This is a genomic window from Streptococcus mitis, from assembly GCF_003942765.1.
Lineage (GTDB): Bacteria > Bacillota > Bacilli > Lactobacillales > Streptococcaceae > Streptococcus > Streptococcus mitis_BE.
Window position 1 is genome coordinate 68,765 of record NZ_RJNW01000006.1, and the last position, 17,862, is coordinate 86,626.

Consider the following 17,862-nt stretch of genomic DNA (forward strand, 5'->3'; position numbering starts at 1 on the left):
CCTAGTTTCCTCACTTTACAACCTTCTCGATAAAATTCCGAATAGAAGACAAGCCATCTGGCGTTCCAATGCTCTCTGGATGGTACTGGAAGCCATAAATTGGAAGTGTTTTGTGTTGAATCCCCATGATGGCTTGGTCATCAGTCGAACGAGCTGTCACTTCAAAGTTTTCTGGCATTTCTTCAATTAAAATACTGTGGTAACGCATGACCGCACGGCCATCCTCAATGCCTTGATACAAAACAGATGGCGCTTCAAAGCTGATATTGCTCTGTTTCCCATGCATGACTTTTGGAGCCAAACCTAACTTACCACCAAAGACTTCTGCAATGGCTTGGTGACCCAAACAAATCCCAAGAATCGGCTTCTTGCCAGCAAAATCACGAATCATGTCTTCCATCTTTCCAGCATCAACTGGCCAACCAGGACCAGGAGAAAAGACCAGACCATCTGCTTTTTCAGCTTCTTCATACAGCTTGGGATCATCATTTCTCAAGACCTGTACTTCTGCAAAATTCCCAATGTATTGGGCCAAGTTATAGGTAAAAGAATCATAGTTGTCAATCAATAAAATCATGGTCTTAGTTCTCCAATTCTAGTCATAGATTTTGCTTTGTTAATGGTTTCTTGGTATTCGTTTTGGGCGATGGAGTCGTAGACAATCCCTGCCCCAGCCTGCACATAAGCTGTTTGATTTTTGAGAATCATGGTTCGGATGGCAATGGCGAAATCCATATCACCCGTCGCAGACAAGTAGCCGATTGCTCCTGCGTATACGCCACGTTTTTCTGTTTCCAGTTCATAGATGCGTCTCATCGCTCGAATCTTTGGTGCTCCAGAAACGGTTCCAGCAGGAAGTGTTGATTTCAAGGCATCCATGGCAGTGAGTTCTGGAAGCAAACGCCCCTTGACCACACTGGTCAAATGCATAACATAACGGAAGAGCTCCACTTCCATATACTTAGTGACTTGGACACTGGCCGTTTCAGAGATGCGGCCAATATCATTACGACCCAAGTCTACTAACATTCGATGCTCTGCTGTTTCCTTCTCATCCGAAAGCAGGTCTGTCGCCAAAGCCTTGTCTTCTTCATCCGTAGCTCCTCTTGGTCGCGTACCTGCAATCGGATTGGTTGTCACGATGCCATTTTTGACAGAAACCAAACTTTCTGGACTAGCTCCGATGATTTGATAATCCCCAAAATCATAGAAATAAAGGTAATTAGAAGGATTAGTCACGCGGAGATTTCTGTAGAAGTCAAATGGATTTCCAGTCACTTCTGCTGAGAAGCGTTGACTAAGTACACATTGGAACATATCGCCATTACGTATCAAGTCACGAGCCGTTTCCACCATTTCCTCAAACTTCTGAGGAGCGATATGGGGTTTGAAGTCTAACAGAGATAGATCCAAGTCTTCAAATTCATTTGGAGCAGGAATGCGTAATTCCTCAAGCACTTGGTTCAAGGCTTCTTCCAAGTCTTCTTGGCTACGCTCACTATAAAGAGCATCCTCGATGACATGGATTTTTTCCTTCTTGTGGTCAAAGACCATGTAACTCTCATAGACAAAGAAATGCATGTCTGGCGTTCCAATTGTATCTTCAGGAATTTGACCAATTTCTTCATAAAGCGAAATCATATCGTAACCAACAAAACCAATGGCTCCCCCACCAAAAGGTAGGTCTGAATGGTGCTGGCTCTTATGAGTCACTTCATAAAGGAAATCCAAGGGATCCCGATCAATCACTTGACCATTTTGATAAAGAACTCCATTTTCAAACTTAATCTCAAAAACTGGATTATAGGCTAGGATAGAAAAACGAGCTGTTTCCTTGTCTCTCGGAATACTCTCTAAGATAACCTTGTGTTGCCCCTTTAGGCGCATATAAGCCAAGATTGGTGATAAGACATCTCCATGAATGATTCGTTCCATTGTAATTTCCCTTTCAGTTCTACTTCTAGTCCGTGGCGACTGTATGAAAAATCCCCACGCAAAATAACTTGCGTGAGGACGAAATTCGCGGTGCCACCTCAATTATAGGATTTCTCCTATCTCTCATTCCTGTCTCAGAACCTTCCTGTAACAGGCTGTGCGATAAAGGGCACTCCCTTGAGAATTATGTTTTCTTCTCTCGTTTCAGATGGACCCAACCTTACAGCTTTCTCTGCTTGTTTCCAGCAACCACAAGCTCTCTGTGAGAGAAAGGACTGTAATTTTTCCATCTATTATTTTTTAGCTTCTAGGTAGTCTGCAATCGCAGCTACGTCCTTGTCTCCACGACCAGAGACATTGATGATGATAATGTCATCCTTACTTAGTTTCGGTGCACGTTTAACCGCTTCTGCGATGGCGTGCGAACTTTCAATCGCTGGGATAATTCCTTCTGTCTTGCTGAGAAGGAGCAAGGCTTGAACAGCTTCTTCGTCTGTCGCAGCGACATATTCCACGCGACCTGAATCTTTAAAGTAAGCGTGTTCTGGGCCAACCCCTGGATAGTCCAAACCAGCTGAGATAGAGTAAACTGGAGCCAGCTCTCCATCTTCCTTAAAGACTGCATAGGTCTTCATACCGTCGACAATTCCGATACTACCTTTTGTCATAGTAGCTGCGTGCTTGTCTGTATCAAGTCCGTGCCCAGCAGCTTCGACCCCAACCAATTTGACTTCTTCATCAGCCACATACTGTGAAAAAGCACCGATGGCATTGGAACCACCACCTACACAGGCAATAACGTAGTCTGGTAAACGGCCTTCTTTTTCCAAGATTTGACTGCGAGATTCTTCACTGATGACTTTTTGGAATTCATGAACAATTGTAGGATAAGGGTGAGGACCCACAGCAGATCCCAAAACATAGAAGGCTTCAAGGTCATTCATCCATGCTCCAAAGGCTGCATCAACCGCATCCTTAAGAGTTCGTGTCCCCGTTTCAACTGCGTGAACAGTTGCTCCCATCATCTCCATGCGGAAGACATTGAGACGTTGACGCTCCACATCTTCTGCCCCCATATAGACATCACAGGCCATACCAAACTTGGCCGCAGCCGCTGCTGTCGCAACACCGTGTTGACCAGCTCCTGTTTCAGCAATCACTCGTTTTTTGCCCATGCGTTTAGCCAAAAGAATTTGTCCTAAAACGTTATTGAGCTTGTGAGAACCAAGGTGGTTAAGGTCTTCACGCTTGAGATAAATCTTAGCTCCATCTAGGTGCTCTGTCAAACTTTCTGCAAAATAGAGCGGTGTTTCGCGACCGGAATAGTCCTTTAAGTAATGGCGAAATTCTGCCAAAAATTCTGGATCATCCTTGTACTTGTCAAATGTCACTTCCAACTCATCCAACAAAGCCTGAATCGGCTCCGGTACAAAACTACCACCAAATTGTCCAAAATAACCTTTAGTTGTCATAAAATTTTCCTCTTTCTGTATTAGTTCCAAGATATGAAAAAAGCCCACACACAGAATATACTTCCGTGTGAGGGCGTTGGTAACGCGGTGCCACCTCAATTATAAAGGGACTATTCCCCTTTACATCTCTGCCTTGTCTAACAACAAGTTGCACTGTAAGGTGTGCGCACCGAATTTTCATTGTTTCAAATTCATTTTTAAAATCAGCCCACTTTCACTACTTCCAACCACCTGTTCACAATCACCACAGGCTCCCTGAAGATCAAAAATAGTTACTTTTCTGATTTGTTGAACTTATTTTAATACTTTGTTTTTTCTTTGTCAAGACTTTTTTACAATTTTTTTGATGAAGTTAGCACTTTTTCAGAAACTGTTTTGAAAGTCTCAATGATATAGTCCACTTCTTCATCGCTTAATTTAGTGTGAAGAGGGAGCGTAATTTCATTTTCAAAGAAGGCATAAGCCTTAGGATAGTTCGTCATATCAAAGCCAAGATTCTTATAGGCTGTCAAGAGCGGAAGTGGTTTGTAGTGTACATTACTTGCAATTCCTGCTTTAGCTAATTCTTGGATGATAAGATTGCGTTCTTCTAAGCTCGCTCCTTCTACATGGGTGATGTAGAGGTGGCGTGAAGATTCTACAGTATCAGTCTTGTGTGCCAATGGATGAATACGAGAACCTGCAAAACCACGATCATAGCGATCCACGATTTCCTTACGACGGTCAAGCAAGCTAGGGTAACGGTCCAATTGTACCAAACCAAGGGAAGCCATGATATCTGTCATATTGCACTTGTAGGCTGGTGTGACGATATCGTATTCCCATGACCCCAGTTGCATCTTAGCAAGAGCATCCTTAGTTTGACCATGAAGCGAAAGAATCTGAAATTCCTTGTACATCTCTTCGTCATCAATCGCTGGATTGGCTTTCCAAGTGGCACTTCCACCTTCTGCCGTTGTAAAGTTCTTAACCGCATGGAATGAGAAGGAAGTAAAGTCAGCGATAGAACCGGCTGGTTGTCCTTTATAAGTTGATCCCAAAGCGTGGGCACTATCAGAGACAATCACAATACGGTTAAAGGCCTTTTGCCACTTGCTTGAAGCGGTAAAGAGGTCACCTTTTTTCTCCACGACTTGGAACAAACGGTCATAGTCGCAAACAATCCCTGCGAGCTCTACTGGGATGATCACCTTAGTCTTTTCAGTAATGGCTTGCTCCAGCAAGTCATAATCCATCTCAAACGTATCTGCTTGGATATCCACCATGACAGGGGTTGCTCCCACGTGAGTGATGACACTACATGAAGCTGTATAAGTCATGGCTGGAACGATGACTTCATCACCAGGTCCCACTTCCAAAACACGCAAAATCAACTCAAGAGCGGCAGTTGCAGAATTGAGGCAGACAGTCTTAGGCGTCTGTGTATATTGAGACAAGCGACGCTCCAGTTCTTTTGTCTTAGGACCTGTTGTGATCCAACCAGAACGCAGGGTATCCGCTACTTCAGCAATTTCTGCTTCTGTAATATCGGGAGGTGAAAATGGAATATTGTAATTTGGCATTGATTTGCTCCTTTTATCTGTACTCATTTTCTTATGACTACTTTATTTTAGCACTTCAAACACGGTTTGAAACATGATTTTGATGTCTCCAAGGAAACTAAATTCTCGGAGATAAGAAAGGTTATAGCGCATCTTTTCAGGAAGAACATGCTCTACATAGGCTTGGTCAACTGACAGGCCTTTTTCGGTCATTTGACTGATAATAGTGTCCTCATCCTTGTAGTTGATGCTGGCTGGAGAGGTAATCCCTGCTGGTAAGAGCAAGGTTGCCATCATTTCAGAGCTATACTGCTCTGTGTAGCGTGGCACTTCAGGTCGTGTACCAACAAAGGACATTTCACCTTTAAGGACATTGACCAGCTGAGGCAGTTCGTCCAAACGCACACGGCGGATGAAATTGCCAACCTTGGTAATACGACTATCGTTAGCAGAAGTCACCAGACTCCCTTTTTTATCCGCATCCGTCACCATGGTACGGAACTTCCAAATCTTGAACCGACGGTTGTACTGGGTCACACGCTCTTGCTTGTAAATCACTGGTCCCTTGCTATCCAACTTGATCCAAATGCTCAAAATGAGAAAGATGGGAGAGGTCAGAACCAGTACAACCAAGGCCAAAACCCAGTCCAAACAACGCTTGAAAATCAGCGAACCCTTCCTTTTAGAGACAAGCTGGTAGTAAGACTCAACCTCGCTTGATTTCATTTCCACGGGCAAGTCTTCCCATTTCAGCATGCTGTTTCTCCTTTGTTTTTATTATACTATTTGTCAACATTTTTCATTATACCACAAAATGGAAAAGGCGGTGAAAGAAATCTGTAATTTGAAGGATTTCCTTCTTACACTCAATGAAAATCAAAGTACAGCTTTTGGGTTGCAGATAAAGCTGACGTGGTTTGAAGAGATTTTCAAAGAGTATTAGGCCATGGCCCCGGCCTGCAAGCTATACATCTTGTGATAGGTTCCTCCCAGAGCCAAGAGTTCCTCGTGGGTTCCACTCTCAATAATTCGCCCCTTGTCCAAAACATAGATGCAGTTGGCGTCTTGGATGGTAGAAAGGCGGTGGGCAATGGCAATGGTTGTTCGTCCCTGTCTCATCTTAGCCAGAGAAGCTTGAACCAAGCTTTCTGTTTCAGAGTCAATATTGGCTGTCGCTTCATCCAAAATCAGAATTTTAGGCTGACTGGCGACTGTTCTGGCAAAGGCAAGAAGCTGACGCTGACCTGTTGAAAAACTGGAGCCACGCTCAGAAACAGGGGCGTCATATCCCTGAGGAAGTTCTTGAATAAAGGAATCTGCATCCACGAAGGTAGCTGCGTCCTTTACCTGCTCATCACTGATTTCTTGGTACATGGCGATATTGGACTTAATGGTCCCATGATAGAGGAAGGGATCCTGCAAGACTAGACCGATATTTTTTCTCAGCTCTTCCTGACTGTAGTCCCTAATGTCCACACCATCTAAGAGAACTCGCCCTGACTGGAATTCATAAAAGCGCATGAGGACATTGATAATAGACGATTTCCCAGAACCTGTATGCCCTACAAAAGCTATGGTTTCACCCTTATTAACAGAGAAAGAAATGTCATCCAGAATCGGATGTTTTCCATCATATGAGAAGCACACATGTTCAAATTGAATATTGCCTTCTTTGATTTTTGTTTGCCCATTTTTTTGATGAGGCTCATAGGTCTTCTCGTCAATCAAGGCAAAAACACGGCCTGCAGACACCATAGACGTTTGAAGGGTTGAAAAGTTTTGCGTCACCTCGATCAAGGGATCAAAGAGGCGATTGATATACTGGATAAAGGCATACATAGTTCCGGCCGTTATCCCGATAGAAAGACCACGGTAACCAAAATAGGCCATCAAGACTGCATAGCCTAGCAGTTTCAGCAAACTCATGGCAGGTCTCAAAAAGAGGGCATCCAAGGCTACAGAACGGTTGGCATAGACCAAGTGTTCTTGGTTGATTTCATCAAACTCTGACTGTAGGCGCTTCTCTTGATTAAAGGCCTGGATTATTCTGATTCCCTCGATGTTTTCAGCCAGCTTGCTATTGATATCTGACAAGAGACTTCTGGTTTTCTCAATGATTTTCACTGATTTTTTCCGATAGAGATTGACCAAAATGAAAATCAAGGGGAGAAAGAGCAAGACCAAAGCTGTCAAACGAAAATCCAACACCAACATGGTATAAAGGGTTGTCAGAAAGATGAAAACTGCTGAGATAAAGCTGGATAATATCCCCGAAAACATATCACTAATAGTCTCGGTGTCATTTGTCAAACGAGAGACGATAGATCCTGCTGGCGTCTTGTCAAAATAAGACATACCCAGCTTTTCCATATTGGCAAAGGCATCTCGACGAATATCTCTAACAATGCTGTAGGATACCCGTGCAAAGAGAAGATTACCGACATACTGGACCAGAGTTTGTAGGATATAAAGGCCATAATAGGCCAGTAAAACGGTCACAGCGAGTTGATTGAGATTGCTGAGATACTGGTCTATAAAGTGGGAAGCCACAAGGGGAATGACACTTTTGATGACCGTAGTCGCTAGGAGAAAACTTAGTGCCAAAAAGGTCAAGAGTCCATAGGGCTTGAGATAAGACATCAAGCGCTTCAATACAGTCCATTGTTCTTTCTTATTCTGCATCTTCTTCTCCTTTCATTTCTAACTGCTGAGACTGGTAGGTTTGTGCATACCAGCCATCCATAGCTAGCAAGTCTTCGTGCCTGCCTCGTTCGATAATTTGACCATTTTGCAGGACTAAAATCAAATCTGCATGGACAACTGCACTCAGGCGATGAGCCGTAATAATGGTTGTCTTGTCCTTTCGCGTCTCCTTGAGGTTGTCGATAATCGCATACTCTGTCTTGGCATCCACGGCGGACAAAGAATCGTCTAAAATCAAGATATCAGGGTCTAAAATCATAGCTCGACTCATGGCCAGACGCTGCTTTTGACCTCCAGAAAGACTGACTCCCTTTTCACCAATCAGTGTATCAAATCCTTGAGGCATGTCTACAATGTCTTGATAAACTTGAGCTAGCTTAGTCGCTTCCTCGACCGCTGAAAGGGGCAAGTTAGGATTGCCAAATCGGATATTGTCTAAAATAGAAGTCGCAAAGAGGAACTGGTCCTGAGGAACATAGCCCATAAGACTACGAAGATCTGTCAGACGATAGTCACGAATATTATGACCGTTTAGGTAAATAGCACCCTTATCCACATCGTATTCACGTAAGAGGAGCTTAATCAAGGACGTTTTTCCAGAGCCTGTTTGACCAACCAAGCCCAATGTTTGCCCTTTTTCCAGACTAAAGTGAACATTTGTCAGTGTTTCCTCATTTTCAAAGGCAAAGCTATCAATGACATACTGCAAGCGCCCATTTTCAATACTGTCTAGAGGAAACTCAGGGTCTTGTACAGGTGATTCCTGAGACAAAAGTTCCTCAATCCGCTGGTAGGAAACCTTTCCTCTTTGAGTGATATTAAAGAGGAAACCAATGGCCATGAGAGGCCAAACCAACATATCCAAATAGCTGATAAAGGTTACTAGATTTCCAACTGTAATCTTCCCTTCCTGAACCATCAAGGAGCCGACCAAGAGGGTTAACACATAGGATGAACCAACAAACAAGAGAACCATGGGGTCAAAGAGACTATCGTATTTCATGGTTTGCAGGTTCTTTTGGAAGGTCAATTCATTGACTGCCTGAAAGGACTTGAGCTCGTCCGCCTGGTAACCGAAAGACTTGGTCACTTTAATACCTGATACAGACTCCTGTACCTTGTTATTAAGTTCGGAAAAGGCAGCTTGGGATTCGCCAAAGGCCTTGTGGGTCTTTCTCCCTAGACGACTGGTCGCATAAGCCATGAAAGGCAGGGGAAGAATGGCAACCAAGGTCATCTGCCATGAAATGCTAAAGAGCATGGTCAACAAGGTCACTAAAGCTGTGATTGAGGCATCAACCGCTGACATAACCCCTCCCCCTGCCAGACGAGTCAAGGCATTGATATCGTTGGTGGCATGCGCCATCAGGTCCCCTGTCCGATAAGTCTGATAAAAAGCTGGAGACATTTTTGTAAAATGCTCAAATAAGCGAGAGCGCATAATCTGTCCCAAACGGTAGGAAGTCCCGAGGATATACATACGCCAAACATAGCGCAGATAGTACATACCAAAGGCTGCAAGAAGCAAGTAAAATAGGTCAAAAAGGAGGTCCTGCTGGGTTAATTGCCCCGATGTGATGGCATCAATGACCCGCCCCATAACCATGGGGGGAATGAGGTTGAGGACGGAAACCAAAACCAGGGCCACAATCCCGACTAGATAACGGCGTTTTTCTAACTTGAAAAACCACCAAAGTTTTTGAATAATGGACATAAAATCCCTTTCTGATTGCAAATTGAAACCTGAGGCCAAGACCCCAGGTTTTTCTTATTCATAGGTTACGACTGTGACCGCACCCTTGTCATACTCAGCGATAAAGATATTGGCTACATTGTCATGTCCTTGCTTGTTGAGGTTATCAAGCAACCACTCTTCGCTACGACCAATCGATTCCAAAACATCAACTTGAATCACACCGTCAGTCACAACTGGATACTTAGGATTTTCATCTCCCATTTGGACCACGATGAGTTGGCCATTTTGCTCCTGCACAGCTCGTTTGACCTGTTTCATCTGGAAAATTCCTTGGCTACGAAGTTTGAGAGCAACTTCTGCTGCAGACAAACCAACTGAACGACAGGCTTCTGGGTCAATCTGCCCATTTTTGATAAGGAGAGTTGGTTTTCCATCAATCAAGCGTTTGACAAAACGAACATTGTTATTGAGCCACTTGAGGGTCAAGACCAAAATCGTCCACATCATCAAAATCACTGCGTACTGCAGAATGCTGATTGAACTATTGTAAATCACCCCACCGATGATACCACCAAGAACATAGTTCTGAATTTGGTCTGTAGCAGAGTTAGGTGCTAGATTCCCCTTTCCTGTCACATTAATAACAAAAACAAGAGAGAAAAGACCCAAGGCCAGTTTGATTAAAATTTCCATATAATTGAGTGTCATTTGTTTACCTCCACCAATTCAATAGCGTCTGTTTGATGCAATTCTAATTTCTCTAAAAGATACTTGTCTGGTTGGCTCCCGTTCATGGCACGATAGAAATTTGAACCTACCTTGATAAGTGCTCCATCAGTGGCTGCAGAAGTATTGACATAAACTTCTGATTTATCCACTCCCAAGTCTTTGGAAACAACCTCTATGAAATGAAGGGAAGTTTGAAATTGGTTGTTAGAGGCTTGATTGGTCTGGTATTTTGAGATTGTCACCAAAAGCATGGCCACCAAGGTCAAGGCCAAAATCATGACCAATTCCCGAAACTTAGTCCCCTTTTTATCTCGATAGGCTTTAAAAGCAAAAAATCCTGTGATAGCTAGGAGCACAATCCCAAAGCCAATCATCATTCCATTTTGCTGACTGATTTGGCTAAGTACATAGTCATATGAGTAAAATTTCATTTATTTTCACTCCCTTTCATAAAATCATTCTTAATTATAAACGAAAGAGAGTGATTTTTCAAGCCATACGTTGGGGAAATGGACCTTTTTTTGGTATAATAAAATCTATAATCTGAATGAAAAAGGTAACTTTATGAAACTCATCTCATGGAATATTGATTCCCTCAATGCTGCCCTAACTAGTGACTCAGCTCGTGCCAAATTGTCCCAAGAAGTACTACAAACCTTGATCGCTGAAAATGCTGATATCATCGCTATCCAAGAAACCAAGCTTTCTGCCAAGGGGCCTACCAAGAAACACTTGGAAATTTTAGCTGAACTCTTCCCAGACTACGAAAACACGTGGCGCTCTTCCCAAGAACCTGCCCGTAAAGGCTATGCTGGAACCATGTTCCTTTATAAGAAAGAACTTACACCTACTGTCACTTTCCCAGAAATCGGTGCTCCTTCTACCATGGACTTGGAAGGCCGCATCATCACTCTAGAATTTGATGAATTTTTCGTGACCCAAGTTTACACTCCAAACGCTGGCGACGGCCTCAAACGTTTGGAAGAACGCCAAGTCTGGGATGTCAAATATGCAGAATACTTAGCTGAACTGGACAAAGAAAAACCAGTCCTTGCGACCGGTGACTACAACGTGGCCCACAATGAAATCGACCTTGCAAATCCTGCCAGCAACCGCCGTTCACCAGGATTTACCGACGAGGAACGTGCTGGATTTACCAATCTCTTGGCAACAGGATTTACCGACACCTTCCGTCATCTTCACGGCGATGTTCCAGAACGCTACACTTGGTGGGCACAACGCAGCAAGACTTCCAAAATCAACAATACAGGCTGGAGAATCGACTACTGGCTCACAAGTAATCGTATCGCTGACAAGGTGACCAAGTCAGATATGATTGACTCAGGTGCTCGACAAGACCATACACCCATTGTCTTGGAGATTGAACTCTAAGGAGAAAGCTAATGGACTATCAAGCTGTCATCCCCGAATTTGTGGTATCCAACATCGAAAAGTCGCGCTACTTCTACTGTGACTTGCTGGGCTTCTCTGTCGAATACGAGCGTCCAGAGGAGAAATTTCTCTTCCTCTCGCTTGAAGACTGCCAACTTATGCTAGAAGAAGGCAGCGCAGAAGAATTAGCTCAGCTGACCTATCCTTTCGGGCGCGGTGTCAATATTTCCTTTGGCATTGCAGATGTTCCTCAGCTCCACCAAAAACTGCTAGAAGCTGACTATCCTATCCATCGTCCCTTAACTAAAAGAAAGTTTCGTGTTGGAGATTACTATATCTATCCTCATGAGTTTGCAGTTTTGGATCCAGATGGCTATTTTTTAAGATTTAGCGAGTAGAATAATAAAGATTTGGAAAAAGTCTTTAAAGTTAAAAAGGCATATTGTCAAGTGTTTAAAAACTTGATAATATGCCTTTTATGATGGAAAAACCTTCTAAATGTTAGCCAATAAGTTAATTTTTCCCCATTTTTATTATATTTGTTCGTTTTTTCAAACCAAAACACTAACAAAACATTTGATTTCTAAAGTTATTTAGTGTAAAATAAAAACGTTGGCTCAAGCCTATTTGAAATTGAATATCATTTTACTTGTTTATGTCGTGAATTGGCACGATGTTTCTACAAGGTGCCGGAACACCTAACAATAAGTAAGTCAGAAGTGAGGTATGGTCGTTTTTGCCATGCCTATTTTGGGGACTTACTTAGAGATTAAGTAGGTCTTTTTTGAATATTTTTAATATTTCCCTTAATTAGTGCGGACGGGAGCAACTTCCTTCGGAATTTCATCCCTAATTTTTGAGCCAAAAGTCTCAAAAATCCCGTCATAGACAATAACAAGATTATTGTCTATGATACCACTACAACGGGAAATATTTGATAAGACTCGCTTCGCTCGTAATAGTTTTATCAAATATATAGTACTAGCAAAAGGGATCACTATAGAAACATTTAAACAACAAGTAAATTGGCTTTTAGACTTTAGGAGGTCTTATGAAATTATTAGAAGAGCGCATCCTCAAGGATGGGCATATCTTGGGTGACAACATCCTCAAGGTGGATTCCTTTTTAACCCACCAAGTTGACTTTAGCTTGATGAGAGAGATTGGTAAGGTTTTTGCGGAAAAATTTGCTTCTGCTGGCATTACCAAGGTCGTGACCATTGAAGCTTCAGGCATTACCCCAGCTATTTTTACTGCCGAAGCCTTAAACGTTCCCATGATTTTCGCAAAGAAAGCTAAAAACATCACCATGAACGAAGGCATCTTGACTGCAGAAGTTTACTCCTTTACCAAGCAGGTGACCAGCACCGTTTCTATCGCTGGAAAATTCCTCTCACCAGAGGACAAGGTCTTGATTATTGACGATTTCCTTGCTAATGGCCAAGCGGCTAAAGGTTTGATTCAAATCATCGAACAAGCCGGTGTCACAGTCGAAGCTATCGGTATCGTGATTGAAAAATCCTTCCAAGATGGCCGTGATTTGCTTGAAAAAGCAGGCTATCCTGTCCTATCACTTGCTCGCTTGGATCGTTTTGAAAATGGTCAGGTCGTATTTAAGGAGGCAGATCTCTAATGCAAACTCAAGAAAAACACTCGCAAGCAGCCATTCTTGGCTTGCAGCACTTACTAGCCATGTACTCAGGATCTATCCTAGTTCCCATCATGATTGCGACAGCACTTGGCTATTCAGCTGAGCAGTTGACCTACCTGATTTCTACAGATATCTTCATGTGTGGGGTAGCAACCTTCCTCCAACTCCAACTCAACAAATACTTTGGGATTGGACTCCCAGTCGTTCTTGGAGTTGCCTTCCAGTCGGTAGCTCCCTTGATTATGATTGGGCAAAGCCATGGAAGTGGCGCTATGTTTGGTGCCCTTATTGCATCAGGGATTTACGTGGTTCTTGTTTCAGGCATTTTCTCAAAAGTAGCCAATCTTTTCCCTTCAATCGTAACTGGATCTGTTATTACCACGATTGGTTTAACCTTGATTCCTGTCGCTATTGGAAATATGGGAAATAACGTTCCAGAGCCAACTGGTCAAAGTCTCTTACTTGCAGCTATCACTGTTCTGATTATCCTCTTGATTAACATCTTTACCAAAGGATTTATCAAGTCTATCTCTATTTTGATTGGCCTGGTTGTCGGAACTGCCATCGCTGCTAGCATGGGCTTGGTGGACTTCTCTCCTGTTGCTGCAGCACCGCTTGTCCATGTCCCAACTCCCCTCTACTTTGGGATGCCAACCTTTGAAATCTCATCTATTGTCATGATGTGTATCATCGCAACGGTGTCTATGGTTGAGTCAACAGGTGTTTACCTAGCCTTGTCTGATATCACGAAAGATCCAATCGACAGCACGCGCCTTCGCAACGGTTACCGCGCAGAAGGTTTGGCCGTACTTCTCGGAGGAATCTTTAACACCTTCCCTTACACAGGATTTTCACAAAACGTTGGTTTGGTTAAATTGTCAGGTATCAAGACTCGCCTGCCAATCTACTACGCAGCTGGTTTCCTGGTTCTCCTTGGACTCCTTCCTAAGTTTGGCGCCCTTGCCCAAATCATTCCAAGTCCTGTCCTCGGTGGTGCTATGTTGGTGATGTTTGGTTTTGTATCGATTCAAGGGATGCAAATCCTCGCCCGTGTTGACTTTGCTAACAATGAACATAACTTCCTTATCGCAGCTGTTTCAATCGCTGCAGGTGTCGGACTCAACAACAGTAATCTCTTTGTCAGCATGCCGACAGCCTTCCAAATGTTCTTCTCAAACGGAATCGTCGTAGCCAGCCTACTGGCCATTGTCCTCAATGCCGTATTAAATCATAAAAAGAAATAAGAAAAAGAGGTGTGAGCCTCTTTTTTTGTTTATCACAAGTTGATTATAATGTCCACACCTCACCCAGCAGTCCAACAACTAACCAACTCTAGCCCCTTAACCCCAGCGATTTCAAGTCGTTGGAGTTTTCGTGAAAAAGTGCTTGACTCTTCTCCTATAGAGAGTTATGATAGACATACCAATAAAGCAAAACTAAAACACCCACAATAAGTATACCGACCAATCAATGTCTACTTATATTAGAAATTATTTAGACCGTCCTGGTGAAGATACTAATTTATATTCTGGTAAAAGTCGTAATTCTCCAACACTAGAAGAAAATAGCCAATCAATAGAGAATATGATGAAAATCTTAAAAAATAATTTTCAAGTAAAGAAATCAAAATAAGTAGAAATCTATAAACCTTACGAAAAACAACTCATGCCATTTAAACATGAGTTGTTTTTTACTCTCTCACAACGATATTGTATTTAAGCTTTAATATCACTTCGCCATTTTTTATAGGCTTCCTGTGCTGAGGTCGCCATAATAAACTTAAAAATCTCCTCATTTGAAAATAGTTTTTCAAATGTTTCCTCGCTAGACTGTGAAAGATTTATAATCAAATCTTCAAATTCTTTAGGAAATAACGAGTTTTTAAACATAGCATAGTCATTACTTTTAGCTATCGAACGTTGGCGTTCACTTGGATTTTGAACGACTTGTTTGACAATCAAGTCCAAAATAACTTGGTCTTCTTCGGTAAATACATCTGGAAATTGTGAGTTGATTTTATTTAAAATTTCTGTCAACGTATCTTTTTCTTCTGGTGGTTTTACAGCAGGATTGATACTTTTTTGCTGGTTATAAATAGGACTTTCCTCTTTAACCAAAAGAATAGATTCCTCATTATCCCTGACAAGTTTATAATAATCCATACGAACTTTATCTGAAATATCAACAACTTCTTGACTATTTGTCGGAAGTAAAGAAATCAAATAGTTGATAAAAATATACTCTGAAAGCAGTTCTTTATCAAATAAACGAACTAGCTGAGAAATGTAATTATACTTTTCTCTAAAACCTCGCAAGAGAGTTCTAAACTCGTATTTCACTGAATCTGCCAGCTGGTCGTATCTTCCAACTATAGATTGAAAACTATTCGCCAATCTCCCCAATAACTTCTCATCTTGTATATCATTTGCAGATTGATAAAGAGCGATAACTCTCTCAACATCATTAGAGTTGTAAAGATGATACTTTCGGATTTTCTCCTTAGCATCGTACAGAAGGTTTGGGTCGATAGATTGATCAAGAGTTGAAGCTTCATAAAAAGGCTGAAATGCCTCTCTAATCTCTTCGGCAGTATTCTTAAAATCTAAAACAAAGGTATCCACCTTTCCTTGCATTGTTCGATTTAATCGAGAAAGAGTTTGGACAGCCTTAACACCACGAAGTTTTTTATCAACAAACATGGTGTGGAGCTGTGGTTCATCAAATCCAGTTTGGTATTTCTCGGCAACAATCAATACATTATACTGAGACGTAGCAAACGCATCTTTTAGTTGGTTTTCTTTGATACCGTTCATTTTAGGTTCAGTATATTCTTCTCCATCATCACTTACTTCACCTGAAAATGCAACCAAGGTATCCATATCCGTATAGCCCTTTTCACTAATGTAACGTTTAAATTCCTTCATATAGCGAACAGCTGCTAAGCGAGAGGAGGTTACAACCATAGCCTTGCCTTTCCCACCAATTGCATGGCGTGTTTTATCCCTAAATAGCTCGACCATCACTTCTGTCTTTTGTGCCAAATTATAAGGATGCAGGTCAGCATATCGAGCAATCGCACGTTTAGCTTGTGAAGCTGGTAATTCAGGGTCATCTGGAACTAATTTCGAAATCTGATAAGCCGTATGATAGGTCATATAGTTCTGTAAAACATCCAAAATAAAACCTTCTTCAATCGCCTGCCTCATTGAGTAGATATGATAAGGTTGAAATGTTCCATCTGGCATTTGTTGACCAAATAACTCCAGTGTTTTTGCTTTTGGTGTTGCTGTAAAAGCATAAAAGGAAATATTTCCATGTCTTCCTTGCCCAAGCAGAGTATCATTAAGTGTATCTTCCTTATCTCGTGCCTTACTCACCTCTTCTTCATCAAGCTCTTCCCACTCTTTTAAAGCCTCTTCTCTATCTGATAAGGCTATTTTTAACTTTTGCGAAGCCGAACCTGTCTGTGATGAGTGAGCCTCATCAACAATCACTGCAAAGCGTTTTCCAGCTGTTGATTCAACATCTTGATAAATAACAGGAAATTTTTGCAAAGTTGTGATGATGATTTGCTTGCCATCATTGATAGCCTTTAGTAAATCTTTAGAAGATTTATTATCTCCAATCGTTTCAACTAATCCTGTCGTCGCATCAAAAGACGTGATTGTTTCTTGCAATTGACGGTCTAAGACAGTCCTGTCTGTTACGATAATAATCGAATTGAAAATCGGCTGATTATCATCGTCATGCAGTTTTTGTAAATGGTAGGACAACCAAGCGATGGAGTTTGATTTCCCTGAACCAGCCGAGTGTTGAATCAGATAATGTTGACCAGAGCCTTTCTGCTTAGTATCTGCAACCAATTTTCGAACCACGTCAAGCTGATGATAACGTGGGAAAATCAAGGTCTGTTTTTCTACCGTTTTCCCACTAGCATCCTTTTCGTGCTTGACTTCTAAGTTGATAAATCGCTGTAAAATGTCCATCAGAGCATCTTTTTGTAGCACATTCTCCCAGAGATAGGCGGTTTGATAGCCTGTAGAGTTTTCTGGGTTCCCAGCCCCACCAACATTTCCAGCTCCATTTGAACCTTGATTAAAGGGCAAGAAAAAAGTTTTCTTCCCAGATAACTTTGTTGTCATCCAAGCTTGATTTAAATCAACAGCAAAATAAACTAAAATACGATGATTAAACTGAAAAACTGTTTCTTTGGGATCTCGGTCAAACATAAATTGTTTTTTAGCGTGTTCAACAGATTGTCCTTTCAATTGATTTTTAAGCTCAATAGCAATCAGAGGAATTCCGTTGATGGAAAGAACCATATCGATGGTGTTACGATTATGGGGACTGTAAGCAAATTGCCTAATTACTTGTGTTTTATTGGCTTGATAATCCTTAGTGATGTCTTCATTTAGGGTTGATGAAGGGCGAAGCTGAACTATCTTAAAATGAACACCTCTGTCCTTAATACCTTTTCTAAGAACATGCAAGATACCATGCTGAGAAACTTCCTGCTCAAAGCGTTTGTAGAAACTTTCTACAGGGTCAGCCCCTACTACTTTTTCATATCTTGCCCATTTCTTTTCTTGGGTTTCTTTGACAAACTGGATAAGCGTTTCTATATCTAATCCCTTAGTTGCATCATAGTGCGATTCCTGAAAGGTCGTTTTTGTCCAACCTCCAGTTGGCGAGGTCAGCCATGTTTCGATATCTTGCTCAAAGCGTTTTTCATTATCTTCCATA

Annotated in this window: 14 protein-coding genes, 1 riboswitch and 2 other annotated features; of the genes, 4 read left to right on the forward strand and 10 right to left on the reverse strand. The window is 41.9% G+C overall.

The features are described 5' to 3' along the window. Nucleotides 1-10: 10 nt before the first annotated feature. From D8849_RS09050 to D8849_RS09100, 9 genes are all read right to left on the reverse strand, one after another. Nucleotides 11-577 (reverse strand): aminodeoxychorismate/anthranilate synthase component II, encoded by a 567-nt coding sequence (locus tag D8849_RS09050; RefSeq protein ID WP_125386827.1) that lies wholly within the window; start codon nucleotides 575-577, stop codon nucleotides 11-13. Then, nucleotides 574-1,935, reverse strand: coding sequence for an anthranilate synthase component I (trpE, locus tag D8849_RS09055; protein WP_125386828.1), 1,362 nt, complete (start codon nucleotides 1,933-1,935; stop codon nucleotides 574-576). The genes D8849_RS09050 and trpE overlap by 4 nt, the downstream gene beginning before the upstream one ends. 71 nt (nucleotides 1,936-2,006) lie before the next feature. Beyond that, nucleotides 2,007-2,232: a binding site (T-box leader), on the reverse strand. After that, nucleotides 2,229-3,407, reverse strand: coding sequence for a tryptophan synthase subunit beta (trpB, locus tag D8849_RS09060; protein ID WP_033687255.1), 1,179 nt, complete (start codon nucleotides 3,405-3,407; stop codon nucleotides 2,229-2,231). It overlaps the preceding feature by 4 nt. Before the next feature lie 66 nt (nucleotides 3,408-3,473). After that, nucleotides 3,474-3,699: a binding site (T-box leader), on the reverse strand. Nucleotides 3,700-3,739: 40 nt separating this feature from the next. Next, nucleotides 3,740-4,969: a DegT/DnrJ/EryC1/StrS family aminotransferase gene (locus D8849_RS09070; RefSeq protein WP_125386830.1), complete on the reverse strand. Its 1,230-nt coding sequence runs from the start codon at nucleotides 4,967-4,969 to the stop codon at nucleotides 3,740-3,742. Between the two features lie 42 nt (nucleotides 4,970-5,011). Continuing rightward, complete coding sequence (locus D8849_RS09075) at nucleotides 5,012-5,704, reverse strand: sugar transferase (RefSeq protein WP_125386831.1); 693 nt, start codon at nucleotides 5,702-5,704, stop codon at nucleotides 5,012-5,014. 183 nt (nucleotides 5,705-5,887) lie between these two features. Continuing rightward, nucleotides 5,888-7,630 carry an ABC transporter ATP-binding protein gene (locus tag D8849_RS09085; protein ID WP_125386833.1) on the reverse strand — a complete coding sequence of 581 codons (1,743 nt, stop codon included), beginning with the start codon at nucleotides 7,628-7,630 and terminating at the stop codon, nucleotides 5,888-5,890. Then, the gene (locus D8849_RS09090; RefSeq protein ID WP_125386834.1) at nucleotides 7,620-9,365 is read right to left on the reverse strand and encodes an ABC transporter ATP-binding protein; all 1,746 of its coding nucleotides are present in this window, start codon (nucleotides 9,363-9,365) and stop codon (nucleotides 7,620-7,622) included. Before D8849_RS09090 ends, D8849_RS09085 begins: the two co-directional genes overlap by 11 nt. 54 nt (nucleotides 9,366-9,419) lie before the next feature. Next, nucleotides 9,420-10,055, reverse strand: a complete 636-nt coding sequence (locus D8849_RS09095) for a DUF421 domain-containing protein (RefSeq protein WP_000174454.1) — start codon at nucleotides 10,053-10,055, stop codon at nucleotides 9,420-9,422. Continuing rightward, nucleotides 10,052-10,507 (reverse strand): DUF3290 family protein, encoded by a 456-nt coding sequence (locus tag D8849_RS09100; RefSeq protein WP_000675343.1) that lies wholly within the window; start codon nucleotides 10,505-10,507, stop codon nucleotides 10,052-10,054. The genes D8849_RS09095 and D8849_RS09100 overlap by 4 nt, the downstream gene beginning before the upstream one ends. A 133-nt stretch (nucleotides 10,508-10,640) precedes the next feature. Between D8849_RS09100 and D8849_RS09105 the strand changes: the two genes are divergently transcribed. The 4 genes from D8849_RS09105 to D8849_RS09125 all read left to right on the forward strand — a co-directional run bounded on the left by D8849_RS09105 (nucleotide 10,641) and on the right by D8849_RS09125 (nucleotide 14,363). Further along, on the forward strand, nucleotides 10,641-11,468 hold the full coding sequence (locus D8849_RS09105) for an exodeoxyribonuclease III (RefSeq protein ID WP_125386835.1): 828 nt from the start codon (nucleotides 10,641-10,643) through the stop codon (nucleotides 11,466-11,468). An 11-nt stretch (nucleotides 11,469-11,479) separates the two neighbouring features. Next, the gene (locus tag D8849_RS09110) at nucleotides 11,480-11,866 is read left to right on the forward strand and encodes a bleomycin resistance protein (RefSeq protein ID WP_070842881.1); all 387 of its coding nucleotides are present in this window, start codon (nucleotides 11,480-11,482) and stop codon (nucleotides 11,864-11,866) included. Between the two features lie 231 nt (nucleotides 11,867-12,097). Next, a riboswitch (purine riboswitch) is annotated at nucleotides 12,098-12,193 on the forward strand. Nucleotides 12,194-12,519: 326 nt separating this feature from the next. Then, a complete protein-coding gene (locus D8849_RS09120) occupies nucleotides 12,520-13,101 on the forward strand; it encodes a xanthine phosphoribosyltransferase (protein ID WP_125386836.1) in 582 nt (193 codons plus the stop codon). Beyond that, a complete protein-coding gene (locus D8849_RS09125; protein WP_125386837.1) occupies nucleotides 13,101-14,363 on the forward strand; it encodes a nucleobase:cation symporter-2 family protein in 1,263 nt (420 codons plus the stop codon). Before D8849_RS09120 ends, D8849_RS09125 begins: the two co-directional genes overlap by 1 nt. Nucleotides 14,364-14,834: 471 nt before the next feature. Here the strand turns inward: D8849_RS09125 and D8849_RS09130 are convergent, their stop codons facing one another. Beyond that, complete coding sequence (locus D8849_RS09130) at nucleotides 14,835-17,861, reverse strand: type I restriction endonuclease subunit R (protein ID WP_125386838.1); 3,027 nt, start codon at nucleotides 17,859-17,861, stop codon at nucleotides 14,835-14,837. Nucleotide 17,862: the final 1 nt, after the last annotated feature.